Here is a 12,764-nt window from a genome sequence, read left to right on the forward strand (position 1 = left end):
AATCGGGAAGCGTGCTTCTACTCTGTTGATAATCAAAATAATGAGGAGAGTCTTGTGCGTATTGGGATTGATTTGGGCGGCACCAAAACCGAAGTCATCGCGCTGAGCGAGCAGGGCGAGCAGCTGTTCCGCCACCGTTTGCCGACGCCGCGCGATGATTATCACCAGACTATCGAGACGATTGCCACGCTGGTCGGGATGGCAGAGCAGGCGACAGGGCAAACCGGCAGCGTCGGGATGGGGATCCCAGGGTCGATCTCACCGTATACCGGGGTGGTAAAAAACGCCAACTCGACCTGGCTCAACGGCCAGCCATTTGATAAAGATTTAAGCGCGCGCCTCAACCGTGAAGTGCGTCTGGCTAACGACGCTAACTGTCTGGCGGTCTCTGAGGCCATCGACGGCGCGGCAGCCGGCGCCCAGACCGTGTTTGCCGTCATTATTGGTACCGGCTGCGGCGCGGGCGTGGCCTTTGGCGGTCGCGCCCATATCGGCGGTAACGGCACCGCGGGCGAATGGGGGCATAACCCGTTACCGTGGATGGATGAAGACGAACTCAAATACCGCACTGAAGTCCCGTGCTACTGCGGAAAACAGGGCTGTATTGAGACGTTTATCTCCGGCACCGGTTTTGCGACCGACTACCATCGTCTGAGTGGTCAGCCGCTCAAGGGCAACGAGATCATGCGTCTGGTCGAGGAGCAGGATCCGGTGGCGGAGCTGGCCCTGAGCCGCTACGAAATGCGTCTGGCGAAATCTCTGGCGCATGTGGTGAATATTCTCGATCCGGACGTGATTGTGCTGGGCGGCGGCATGAGCAACGTCGACCGGCTGTATGCCACGGTACCGACGCTGGTGAAGCAGTGGGTCTTTGGTGGCGAGTGTGAAACCCCTATCCGCAAAGCTGTCCACGGTGACTCCAGCGGCGTGCGCGGCGCGGCGTGGCTGTGGCCGGAATGAACGCAAAACGGCAACGCAAGTTGCCGTTTTTAATGTTTGTACCCTCTCCCTGTGGGAGAGGGCCAGGGTGAGGGCACCAGACCGCACCATCCCACCATTTATTCCACCGCAAACACCTTATCCAGCCTGCTATACCCCAGCCCGTTAATCTTCTTCACCTTGATCTGCACCGGAATACGCTCTTTCATCGCCTCAACATGGCTGATCACGCCGATGGTTTTCCCGGTGGCGTTCAGCGCATCAAGCGCATCCAGCGCGGTATCCAGCGTTTCGCTGTCGAGCGTGCCAAACCCTTCATCCAGGAACAGCGAATCGATCCGTGTTTTGTGACTCACCAGATCGGAAAGCGCCAGCGCCAGCGCCAGACTAACCAGGAAGCTCTCGCCGCCGGAGAGGGTACGGGTATCGCGCACCGCATCCGCCTGCCAGGTGTCGACCACTTCCAGCTCCAGCGCGTCGCTGGCCTTGCGCTGCAGCAGGTAGCGCCCGTGCAGGCGGTTAAGCTGCTGGTTGGCGAGCCAGACCAGATTGTCCAGCGTCAGCCCCTGCGCAAACTTACGGAATTTGTCGCCGGTACTGGAGCCGATAAGCGCGTTGAGATACCCCCAGTCGTCTGCCAGACGCGCAGCCTCTTCAATTTGCTGCATCAATGCCAGCTGATGCTGCCGGTTGTCGCTGTCCTGCTTAAGCTGTTGGCGGATCTCGCCCTGATGGGTGGTGTTCTCCCGAAGCTGTTGCGCCAGCTGCTGCAGCTGGGTTTGCAGCGTGGGCGCGTCAGCATCGAGCCCTTCCGGCCGCAGCGCCAGATGAGACTGCAGCTGCTGGTTAGCTTGCCCGCACAGCGCCGCGGCCTGCTGGATCTGGTTTTCCAGCGTCTGTTTAAGTTGTTCGAGGTGACGAAGCGTGGCTTCGTCCAGCAGCGCAGCAAGAAACGCATCCTGGTCGGCAAAGCAGCTTGTGGAGAGCGCTGCGGTGAATTGCGTCTGCGACTGCTGCAGGCGCGCTTGCTCCAGCGCTTCCTGCTGCTGCTGTGCACTAAGCTGGCTTTGCAGCGACACGCACTCGTCGTGGATGGCGCGCCAGTCATCCGGAATAGTCGCTTCAGTGTCTTCACCATGGCTTACCGGCAGCGCGTCGAGCAGCGGCTGCAGAGCGTTCATTCGTTCCTGAAGTACACCCTGCTGCGTTTGCTTCTCCTGCCACTGGGCGAATTCAGCCTCACGGGCCTGCAGCCAGGCGGCTTCATCTCCCTCTTCCGGGACGTTAAGTGATAATGAGAACATGGTGTGCTCCAGCGCCTGTCGCGCGACAGTCAGCTGCTGCTGATACTGCCGCTCCTGCGCTTCCTGCTCATGAAGCTGATTTTGCAGGGTCAGACGCTGACTGAGTTGATAAAGCTGGCGCTCGTAGTGTTCCTGCTCGTTCATCCATGGCGCGATATCGTCCTGTATTGTTAACGCGACATTCAGGGACGCGCAGGTTTCCTGCCACTCTTTAGCGAGCGCTTGCTCTTCCTGAGACAGCGTCTGCGCGTCGTCTGTCTCACGCTGGATCTGCTGAGTGAGGGCATTGACCTGTCCCAGCACCAGCAGGCCTTCCTCTTTAAGCGAGGCGACCTCTTTTTCCAGGGCATCACGGCGACGTTGATTATCCGTCAGTTCAAGCGAGCGGTATGTCTCCACGGCAGGATGCTCGCTGGAGCCGCACAGCGGACAGGGTTTGCCTGCCTCAAGTTGAGAACGGTAATGCTCCAGCTTCTTAATTGTCGCTTCGGTTTCGCACAGGGCTTTCAAATCGAGATAGTGCTGGTTTTTCTCTTTGTACTGCTGGCGGCGCAGCGTCAGCGTTTCAGTGAGCTTCGCCTGTTCCGCCTGGGCTTTTTGCAGGATTTGCGCATTTTGCAGCAGACGCTTTTGCAGTGGCTGATAGCGCGCATGAAGCGACGTTAGCCGCTGGCGCAGCGGGCGCGTCCGGGACTGTTGCTCCATGGCGGCGCTCACCTCATCGGAGGTCAGCGTCAGCGTATTTTCCGGCATCTCTGCCAGCTTCTGGCGTAGCTCAGCCATTCGTGCGGCAAGGGTGGCGATGTGCGTTTTATCGCGGGTCAGCTGGCTGAATTGCGCGCGCCAGCCGGCAATTTCCTGGCCCAACAGGCGATAGCGTTCGTGCTCCGCCAGCCACTGCGCCAGTGCGGTCATTTCGGTCTGAAGCTGCGCGTGGTTACGCAGGGCGGTATTGCGGATCCGCGCACGCAGCGCGGTTCTGGATTGTAAGCGAGTATTTACTTCGATAATTCGCTGCCGGGTTTGCGTCAGACGCACGGTTTGCTCCTGCAGATGTTCCCAAAGCGGGCGGAGCTGGGCGGCTGGTTGAGCAAGCTGGAGTTTGGCCAGTTCAGGCGCAGCGTCCGTCAGCGCCTGTTGCGCCTGCTGCTGCATCGCGGTGACACGCTGCTGCTCGCGCACCAGTTCATCATGGCGCGTAAGCCACTGAAAATTTTTCTGCTGGCTTTGCTGCTGTACCAGCAGGGTTTTCTCTTCGTCAGTAAGTGCCTGCAAACTTTGCTGTAACTGCTGCTGTTGCTCTTCGCTCAGCAGCACGACGCCCGCCGCCTGCGCCTCACACTTTTCAAGCCTACTGCGGGCGGATTTATGTTTCTCAAAGACCATGGCGGAGATCTGGCCGTAGATCTCGGTGCCGGTCAGCTCTTCCAGCAGTTCAGCCCGATCGCCCGGTTTGGCATTGAGGAAGGCGGCAAATTGTCCCTGAGAGAGCAGCATTGAGCGGGTAAAACGGCCATAATCCAGCCCGGTGAGGGCGGCAGTTTGCTCCAGCTTATCCGTCACTTTGTCGGCCAGGATTTTGCCATCTTCGCAGCGCGCCAGCTCCACACGCGGCGCCTGCAGGTTGCCGTCAGGCTGATTGCGCGCCCGGTTCTGGCTCCAGAAAGCGCGATAGGCCGTCCCTTTTACCTCAAACTCAACCTCGGCCAGACACTCGGCGGTGTCGCGCGTCATCAGGTCATTTTGCGCCTGAGAAACCTTACTCAGACGTGGGGTTTCGTGATAAAGCGCCAGGCAGATGGCGTCGAGCAGGGTGGTTTTGCCTGCCCCGGTCGCACCGGTAATGGCAAACAGCCCGTTGCTGGCAAAGGGCTCAGCGGTAAAGTCAATTTTCCACTCGCCCTTGAGGGAGTTGAGATTTTTCAGGCGCAGGCTCAGAATTTTCATGCGTTTTCATCCTCATCTTTGAGCGCATGCAGGGTATGGGAGAACAACTCGCTGAGCCTTGCGCGCTTCGCGTCGTCTATCTCCTCCTGCGAAAGCCTGCGTTCGAACACCTCTTCTACCTTCAGTTCGCTGAGGGTTTCACGCCGGGCGCTGAGCAGAATTTTCTCGCGCTGCTCGCGGCTGCGGCGCACCAGTAAGACTTCAACCGGCAGATCTTCAGTCAACGCCTGGATTTTCCGCTGCATATCATGCAGGTAGTCATCGGTGGTGATTTCGATATCCAGCCAGATGGGAGGATCCTGCTCGACACCGCGCCACTGCTCCAGCTGGGCGGTAATGGCATCGAGATCGCCCTTCAGCACCGCCAGGGGCTGAGTGACCGGCACCTCCAGCGTCTCGACGGTGCTGAGTTTGCCCCCGGTGAAGCTCACCAGATGCACAGATTTGGCTTTACCCGTTTCATCGAAACTGAGTGAAAGGGGGGAGCCGCAGTAGCGAATGTGTTCGCAGCCGCCGATAACCTGCGCGCGGTGGATATGCCCAAGCGCAATGTAGTCCGCTGGCGGGAAGTTTTGCGCCGGAAAGGCGTCGAGCGTGCCGATATAGATGTCACGAACGGCGTCACTTTTACTGGCCCCGACGGTGGTGAGATGCCCGGTCGCAATCACCGGAATCGGCTGTTCGCCGCGCAGGGCGCAGGCTTCGGCGTACTGCTGGTGATAATACTCAGTGATGGCCTGTAAAAGATGTTGCTGTTTTTGCGCGCCTGACAGCCCAGCCTGGCTTTGCACGATATCGCGGGGACGTAAAAACGGGATGGGGCACAGTACCGCCCCTGGTGTACCGTCCCGTTTTTTCAGGATCTGCGGGGCGTGCCCGGCGCTGGCGACGACGGTGGTATTAAGAAAGGCCAGGATGTCGCGGGATTCGTTGAGCGTCGCGACGGAATCATGGTTACCGGCGACAATCACCAGATGACAGCCGGTTTGCTGCAAATTCACCACGAAGCGGTTATACAGTTCTCGCGCATAGCTGGGAGGAGAGCCGGTATCAAAGATGTCACCCGCCACAATAATCGCATCTACCTCATGCGCCTGGGCCATTTCCAGCAGCCAGTTCAGGAACGCGTCATGTTCAGCCGCACGGCTTTTGCTGTAAAAATTTTGACCCAGATGCCAGTCCGAGGTGTGAAGTATGCGCATAGCTGATCCGTGGCGAAAAAGAGAAAGCAGGATTATAAACCTTCAGGGAAGGGAAAATAACCGCTGTAATAAAACAACAGTTTGGCTATTGTCGTGGTACTGTTTTTCATAAATCTGTCATAAATCTGACGCATAATGGCGCCGAATTACAAACTTGTAACGTACATAAGATAAGACAGGGCAAAGTATGGCGAGACGTATTCTGGTCGTAGAAGATGAAGCTCCAATTCGTGAAATGGTGTGCTTCGTGCTCGAGCAAAATGGCTTCCAGCCGGTTGAAGCGGAAGATTATGACAGCGCAGTGAACCAGCTGAATGAACCCTGGCCCGATCTGATTCTGCTGGACTGGATGTTGCCCGGCGGTTCCGGACTGCAGTTTATCAAGCACCTGAAGCGTGAAGCGCTGACCCGCGACATCCCGGTGGTGATGCTGACGGCGCGCGGTGAAGAAGAGGATCGCGTGCGCGGTCTGGAGACCGGCGCGGACGACTACATTACCAAACCGTTTTCACCGAAAGAGCTGGTGGCCCGCATTAAAGCCGTGATGCGCCGCATTTCACCGATGGCGGTGGAAGAGGTGATCGAGATGCAGGGACTGAGCCTTGACCCCACCTCACACCGCGTAATGACCGGTGAAAATCCCCTCGACATGGGGCCTACCGAATTTAAACTCCTGCACTTCTTTATGACTCACCCGGAACGCGTTTACAGCCGCGAGCAGTTGCTGAATAACGTCTGGGGAACTAACGTGTATGTCGAAGACCGGACGGTTGACGTACATATCCGCCGCCTGCGAAAAGCGCTGGAACTGAGCGGCCACGATCGCATGGTGCAGACGGTCCGCGGCACGGGTTATCGTTTTTCTACCCGTTTCTGAACAATGACAGGAGTGTGACGCGTGCTGGAACGTCTGTCATGGAAAAGGCTCGTCTTTGAACTGATCTTATGTTGTATTCCGGCCTTCATTCTGGGGGCCTTTCTTGGACACCTGCCGTGGTTTCTGCTGGCGTCGGTCACCGGGCTGCTGATCTGGCATTTCTGGAACCTGCTGCGCCTCTCCTGGTGGCTGTGGGTTGACCGCAGTATGACGCCGCCGCCGGGAAGCGGCAGCTGGGAGCCGCTGCTGTACGGTCTGCATCAGATGCAGATGCGTAATAAAAAGCGCCGCCGCGAGCTGGGAAGCCTGATTAAGCGTTTTCGCAGCGGTGCGGAATCGCTGCCGGATGCGGTCATCCTGACCACCGAAGAAGGGACCATCTTCTGGTGTAATGGTCTGGCGCAACAGCTGTTGGGCCTGCGCTGGCCGGATGATAATGGCCAGAATATCCTCAACCTTCTGCGCTATCCCGAGTTCACGCTGTACCTGAAAAAGCGTGATTTTACCCGACCGCACAATCTGAAGCTCAATAACGGTCGCCATCTGGAAATCCGCGTGATGCCCTACAGCGACAAGCAGTGGCTGATGGTGGCGCGCGATGTTACCCAGATGCACCAGCTGGAGGGGGCGCGTCGCAACTTCTTTGCAAACGTCAGCCATGAACTGCGGACTCCGCTGACCGTGCTTCAGGGCTATCTGGAGATGATGCAGGAGCAAACGCTTGAAGGTGCGCCGCGCGAAAAAGCGCTGCACACCATGCGCGAGCAAACGCACCGGATGGAAGGCCTGGTGAAGCAGTTGCTGACGCTCTCGAAGATTGAAGCCGCGCCAACGCTTGCGCTGAATGACACCATCGATGTGCCAATGATGCTGCGGGTCGTGGAGGGTGAAGCGCAAACCTTAAGCCACAACAGGCATCACCTGACCTTTGAGGTCGACAACACGCTAAAGGTGCTGGGCAGTGAAGATGAACTGCGTAGTGCCATTTCAAACCTGGTGTATAACGCGGTGAACCATACGCCGGAAGGGACGGACATCGTGGTGCGCTGGCACCATACCCCGACGGGAGCCGAATTTAGCGTGGAGGACAACGGGCCGGGTATCGCGCCGGAGCATATTCCGCGTCTCACCGAGCGCTTCTACCGCGTGGATAAAGCACGTTCGCGGCAGACCGGAGGAAGCGGCCTGGGGCTGGCGATTGTTAAACATGCGGTGAATCACCACGAAAGCCGTCTCGATATTGCGAGCACGCTGGGTAAAGGAACCCGCTTCAGCTTCGTGATCCCGGAACGATTAATTGCCAAAAAGATCGCCTGACAGTCGGTGTGTCATTTTACCTTTCCACGGGTCAGCCTCTGCTGGCCCGTTTGCTTTGCAGTCAGGCGAAACGCGGATGAATTTTATACGGTTGGTGCTTTTTTGTTCGCATGATTAGCCATGGCTTTTTCATGAAATTAGCGAATTATTCTGGTCCGTATTTTCATGCTGGCATATTGTTCTGGTTTTGCGATCCCTCCTTGCCTTTAAACGTTATAAGCGTTTAAATTGCGCCCCAGATACTGTCAGACCGACTGTATTTGCGTGGTAAATCGAAAAACTATTCTTCTCCACGCCAGGACGGGAGCATTTCCCGCTGAAATTGAGTAATTTTTCGGCTGTATCGTCCCGTCAGGGAAGACGAAAATCTCAATGTTTTCAACACCACATCCACAGGCAGTAAGGTTTTATGACCCATCACTTAAAATCGCGTGACATCATCGCGCTGGGCTTTATGACATTTGCGCTGTTCGTTGGCGCAGGCAACATCATTTTTCCTCCCATGGTTGGCTTACAGGCGGGTGAACACGTCTGGACGGCTGCGTTTGGTTTCCTGATTACTGCCGTGGGTCTGCCGGTGCTGACCGTCATCGCGCTGGCGAAAGTCGGTGGCGGTGTGGATAGCCTCAGCACCCCGATTGGCAAAGTGGCGGGCGTTCTGCTGGCAACCGTCTGCTATCTGGCTGTTGGTCCGCTGTTTGCGACCCCGCGTACGGCGACCGTTTCCTTCGAAGTGGGGATTGCTCCCCTGACCGGTGACGGCGCGATGCCGCTGTTTATCTACAGCCTGATTTACTTCGCGATTGTGATTCTGGTTTCCCTCTATCCGGGCAAGCTGCTGGATACCGTAGGTAACTTCCTTGCACCGCTGAAAATTGTGGCGCTGATTGTCCTGGCGGTAGCGGCGGTTGTCTGGCCTGCAGGCCCGATCAGCGACGCGATGGACGCCTACAAAAACGCCGCGTTCTCTAACGGCTTTGTGAACGGCTATCTGACGATGGATACGCTGGGGGCGATGGTGTTTGGTATCGTTATCGTTAATGCCGCACGTTCCCGCGGTGTGACCGAAGCGCGCCTGCTGACCCGCTATACCATCTGGGCTGGCCTGATGGCTGGCGTGGGCCTGACGCTGCTGTATCTGGCGCTGTTCCGTCTGGGCTCCGACAGCGCCATGCTGGTGGATCAGAACGCGAACGGTGCGGCTATCCTGCACGCTTACGTCCAGCACACCTTCGGTGGCGCGGGCAGTATGCTGCTGGCGGCGCTGATCTTCCTGGCGTGTCTGGTGACCGCGGTTGGCCTGACCTGCGCCTGTGCAGAGTTCTTCGCGCAGTATCTGCCGCTCTCTTACCGCACCCTGGTGTTTATCCTCGGTATCTTCTCCATGGCGGTGTCTAACCTCGGTCTGAGCCACCTGATTCAGGTCTCGATTCCGGTGCTGACAGCGATTTACCCGCCGTGTATCGTGCTGGTGGTGCTGAGCTTTACTCGCCCGTGGTGGAATAACTCCTCACGAATTATTGCGCCAGCCATGTTTATCAGCCTGATTTTTGGTATCCTTGACGGGATTAAAGCATCAGCGTTTGCGCAAATACTGCCAGCCTGGACACAGCGTCTGCCGCTGTCCGAGCAGGGCCTGGCCTGGCTGATGCCTACCGTTGTTGCACTGGTGCTGGCGATTATCTGGGACCGTGCTGCAGGGCGTCAGGTGACATCAAACGCCCATTAATCAACGGCAACAAACTGTTTAACCACGGGGCTTAAGGCCCCGTGGTTTTTTGTTTTTTCGTGTTGAATGGCAAGATTTAAATGGAAAGCACTAACAAACTCAAACGTGGGCTGAGCACGCGCCACATTCGCTTTATGGCGCTGGGCTCTGCTATCGGTACCGGTCTTTTTTATGGCTCGGCAGATGCCATCAAAATGGCCGGTCCCAGCGTTCTGCTGGCCTATATCATCGGCGGCGTGGCGGCGTATATCATCATGCGCGCCCTCGGTGAAATGTCTGTTCACAATCCGTCCGCCAGCTCATTCTCGCGCTATGCGCAGGAAAACCTCGGCCCGCTGGCCGGGTTCATCACCGGCTGGACCTACTGTTTCGAAATCCTGATTGTGGCGATCGCCGACGTAACGGCGTTTGGCATCTATATGGGCGTCTGGTTCCCGGCGGTGCCGCACTGGATTTGGGTCCTGAGCGTGGTGCTGATCATCTGTGCCGTTAACCTGATGAGCGTGAAGGTGTTTGGCGAACTGGAGTTCTGGTTCTCCTTCTTCAAAGTCGCCACCATCATCATCATGATTGTGGCCGGTTTCGGTATCATCATCTGGGGGATTGGCAACGGCGGTCAGCCAACCGGTATCCATAACCTCTGGAGCAACGGTGGCTTCTTCAGCAACGGCTGGCTCGGCATGGTGATGTCGTTGCAGATGGTGATGTTCGCTTACGGCGGTATCGAGATTATCGGTATCACCGCCGGGGAAGCAAAAAACCCGGAGAAATCCATTCCACGCGCCATCAACTCCGTGCCGATGCGTATTCTGGTGTTCTATGTGGGGACGCTGTTCGTCATTATGTCCATCTACCCGTGGAATCAGGTGGGCACTAACGGTAGCCCGTTTGTGCTGACCTTCCAGCATATGGGCATCGCGTTTGCGGCCAGTATTCTGAACTTTGTGGTGCTGACCGCCTCACTTTCCGCGATCAACAGTGACGTTTTTGGCGTGGGCCGTATGCTCCACGGCATGGCGGAGCAGGGCAGTGCGCCGAAGGTGTTCGCTAAAACCTCACGTCGCGGCACGCCGTGGGTAACGGTCGTGGTCATGACCGTTGCGCTGCTGTTCTCGGTTTACCTGAACTACATCATGCCGGAGAACGTTTTCCTGGTGATTGCGTCTCTCGCGACCTTCGCAACCGTCTGGGTGTGGATCATGATCCTGCTGTCGCAGATTGCGTTCCGCCGTCGTCTCTCGCCGGATGAGGCGAAAGCGCTGAAGTTCAAAGTTCCGGGTGGTGTCGCAACGACCGTCGTCGGGCTGATCTTCCTGGTGTTTATCATTGGCCTGATTGGCTACCACCCGGATACCCGTATTTCTCTCTACGTCGGCTGTGCGTGGATCGTGCTGCTGCTGGTGGGCTGGATGTTTAAGTGCCGCCGCGACCGCCAGCTGGCGGAAGCGCAGTAAGGTAAAAATGCCGGGTGGCGCTGCGCTTACCCGGCCTACACTCCCTTTTACCCCCGAAAAAAACTCCTCCCCCGTCCTCCTCCCCCAATAAATCACATCATGGTGAGCTATCCTTAACCACCCTGTGGCAAGGTGACGTCAATTTCATCAAAGGGGATTCGTGATGTTAAATGCCTGGCACCTTCCGGTTGCCCCATTTGTTAAGCAAAACAAAGACAACCTTGTGATTACGCTCTGGCTGGCCGGGGAAAACCAGCCTGAACGCGTGACGCTCCGCGCCGAAGTGGATAATGAAGAAACCACGCTGAAAATGCATAAACAGCGCAGCCAGCCGCAGCCGGGGATCACGGCGTGGCGGGCGAATATCGACCTGAGCAGCGGCCAGCCGCGCCGTCGCTACAGCTTCAAACTGCTGTGGAATAACCGCCAGCTGTGGTTTACCCCGCAGGGATTTAGCCGTTTCCCGCCTGCACGGCTGGAACAGTTTGCCGTTGATTACCCGGATAACGGCCCGCAGTGGGTTAACGATCAGGTCTTTTACCAGATCTTCCCGGACCGTTTTGCCCGCAGCCAGAAGCGAACTGCCGAACAGGATAAGGTCTATTACCACCATGCAGCGGGCCATGACATCATTCTGAAAGCGTGGGATGAACCGTTAACCGCGCAGGCTGGCGGCTCGACTTTTTACGGCGGCGATCTGGACGGCATCAGCGAGAAGCTGCCGTATCTGAAAAAACTGGGCGTAACGGCGCTGTATCTCAACCCGGTGTTTAAAGCCCCGAGCGTACATAAATACGATACCGAAGATTATCGCCACGTTGACCCGCAGTTTGGCGGTGATGAGGCGCTGCTGCGCCTGCGTCAGAATACGCAAAATGAAGGCATGCGCCTTATTCTCGACGGGGTATTCAACCACAGCGGCGATTCTCACGCCTGGTTTGACCGCCATAATCAGTCGATGGGCGGGGCATGTCATAACCCGGATTCGCCGCAGCGCGACTGGTACAGCTTTAACGAGGAGGGCCGTGCGCTGGACTGGCTGGGCTACCCGAGCCTGCCGAAGCTGGATTTTCAGTCGCCTTCTCTTATCGATGAAGTTTACGGCGGTGAAAACAGTATCGTCCGTCACTGGCTGAAGGCACCCTGGAATATGGACGGCTGGCGTCTGGACGTGGTGCATATGCTCGGTGAGGCGGGCGGGGCGCGGAATAACCTTCAGCACGTCGCCGGGATCACGCGCTCGGCGAAAGCGGCCCAGCCTGAGGCGTTTGTGTTTGGCGAACACTTTGGCGACGCGCGTCAGTGGCTGCAGGCCGATGCGGAAGACGCGGCGATGAACTACCGCGGCTTCACCTTCCCGTTGTGGGGTTTCCTCGCCAACACCGACATCTCCTACGATCCGAATCATATCGATGCGGAAACCTGCATGGCGTGGATGGAGAACTATCGTGCCGGTCTGTCCCATCAGCAGCAGTTGCGGATGTTTAACCAGCTCGATAGCCATGATACCGCGCGCTTTAAATCCCTGCTCGGCAAGGATGTCGCGCGTCTGCCGCTGGCGGTCACCTGGCTCTTCACCTGGCCGGGCGTACCGTGCATCTACTATGGCGACGAAGTGGGGCTGGACGGGAACAACGATCCGTTCTGCCGCAAAACGTTCCCGTGGGCGCCAGAGCAGCAGGACAAGGTACTGTTCAGTCTGTATCAGCGGCTGGCGAAGCTGCGCAAGCAGAGTCTCGCCCTGCGCTACGGCGGCTGTCAGGTGGTGTATGCTCACGATAACGTGGTGGTCTTTGTCCGGGTTTATCAGCAGCAGCGCGTGCTGGTGGCGATTAACCGGGGTGAGGCCTGCGAAGTGGTGCTGGAATATTCACCGCTGCTGGCAGATAAGACGTGGAAGAGCAAAGAGGGTAAAGCGACGTTGCAGGACGGCGTGCTTTCGCTTTCGGCGATCTCCGCGACGGTCTGGTTCGGCAGTTAATCGCGAACGGAACG

The 12,764-nt window shown here is 57.4% G+C and carries 8 protein-coding genes; 6 read left to right on the forward strand and 2 right to left on the reverse strand.

All coding sequences use genetic code 11. The annotated features are described in order from the left end of the window. Nucleotides 1–54 precede the first annotated feature (54 nt). Nucleotides 55–960: a fructokinase gene (gene mak, locus C1N69_RS04680; RefSeq protein ID WP_032672414.1), complete on the forward strand. Its 906-nt coding sequence runs from the start codon at nucleotides 55–57 to the stop codon at nucleotides 958–960. A gap of 98 nt (nucleotides 961–1,058) precedes the next feature. On the opposite strand, the gene sbcC is transcribed toward mak, so the two are convergent. Both sbcC and sbcD read right to left on the reverse strand, forming a co-directional pair. Further along, nucleotides 1,059–4,190: an exonuclease subunit SbcC gene (sbcC, locus tag C1N69_RS04685; protein ID WP_155030764.1), complete on the reverse strand. Its 3,132-nt coding sequence runs from the start codon at nucleotides 4,188–4,190 to the stop codon at nucleotides 1,059–1,061. Beyond that, nucleotides 4,187–5,392 (reverse strand): exonuclease subunit SbcD, encoded by a 1,206-nt coding sequence (gene sbcD / locus C1N69_RS04690; protein ID WP_104556245.1) that lies wholly within the window; start codon nucleotides 5,390–5,392, stop codon nucleotides 4,187–4,189. Before sbcD ends, sbcC begins: the two co-directional genes overlap by 4 nt. Nucleotides 5,393–5,579: 187 nt before the next feature. On the opposite strand from sbcD, the gene phoB reads away from it, so the two are divergent. From phoB to malZ, 5 genes are all read left to right on the forward strand, one after another. Continuing rightward, nucleotides 5,580–6,269, forward strand: a complete 690-nt coding sequence (gene phoB / locus C1N69_RS04695) for a phosphate response regulator transcription factor PhoB (RefSeq protein WP_008503265.1) — start codon at nucleotides 5,580–5,582, stop codon at nucleotides 6,267–6,269. 21 nt (nucleotides 6,270–6,290) lie between these two features. Then, a complete protein-coding gene (phoR, locus tag C1N69_RS04700; protein WP_047957865.1) occupies nucleotides 6,291–7,586 on the forward strand; it encodes a phosphate regulon sensor histidine kinase PhoR in 1,296 nt (431 codons plus the stop codon). Nucleotides 7,587–7,995: 409 nt separating this feature from the next. Beyond that, nucleotides 7,996–9,315 (forward strand): branched-chain amino acid transporter carrier protein BrnQ, encoded by a 1,320-nt coding sequence (gene brnQ / locus C1N69_RS04705; RefSeq protein ID WP_025756208.1) that lies wholly within the window; start codon nucleotides 7,996–7,998, stop codon nucleotides 9,313–9,315. An 80-nt stretch (nucleotides 9,316–9,395) separates the two neighbouring features. Continuing rightward, on the forward strand, nucleotides 9,396–10,769 hold the full coding sequence (gene proY / locus C1N69_RS04710) for a proline-specific permease ProY (protein ID WP_045285210.1): 1,374 nt from the start codon (nucleotides 9,396–9,398) through the stop codon (nucleotides 10,767–10,769). A 163-nt stretch (nucleotides 10,770–10,932) separates the two neighbouring features. Then, complete coding sequence (gene malZ, locus C1N69_RS04715; protein WP_095451587.1) at nucleotides 10,933–12,750, forward strand: maltodextrin glucosidase; 1,818 nt, start codon at nucleotides 10,933–10,935, stop codon at nucleotides 12,748–12,750. Nucleotides 12,751–12,764 lie beyond the last annotated feature (14 nt).

It is taken from the genome of Enterobacter sichuanensis (assembly GCF_009036245.1).
GTDB lineage: Bacteria > Pseudomonadota > Gammaproteobacteria > Enterobacterales > Enterobacteriaceae > Enterobacter > Enterobacter sichuanensis.

Coding starts and splice junctions, on each gene's coding strand:
- sbcC (WP_155030764.1), bottom strand. CDS start 4,190: ATGAAAATTCTGAGCCTGCGCCTGAAAAATCTCAACTCCCTCAAGGGC.
- sbcD (WP_104556245.1), bottom strand. CDS start 5,392: ATGCGCATACTTCACACCTCGGACTGGCATCTGGGTCAAAATTTTTAC.
- phoB (WP_008503265.1), top strand. CDS start 5,580: ATGGCGAGACGTATTCTGGTCGTAGAAGATGAAGCTCCAATTCGTGAA.
- brnQ (WP_025756208.1), top strand. CDS start 7,996: ATGACCCATCACTTAAAATCGCGTGACATCATCGCGCTGGGCTTTATG.
- proY (WP_045285210.1), top strand. CDS start 9,396: ATGGAAAGCACTAACAAACTCAAACGTGGGCTGAGCACGCGCCACATT.
- malZ (WP_095451587.1), top strand. CDS start 10,933: ATGTTAAATGCCTGGCACCTTCCGGTTGCCCCATTTGTTAAGCAAAAC.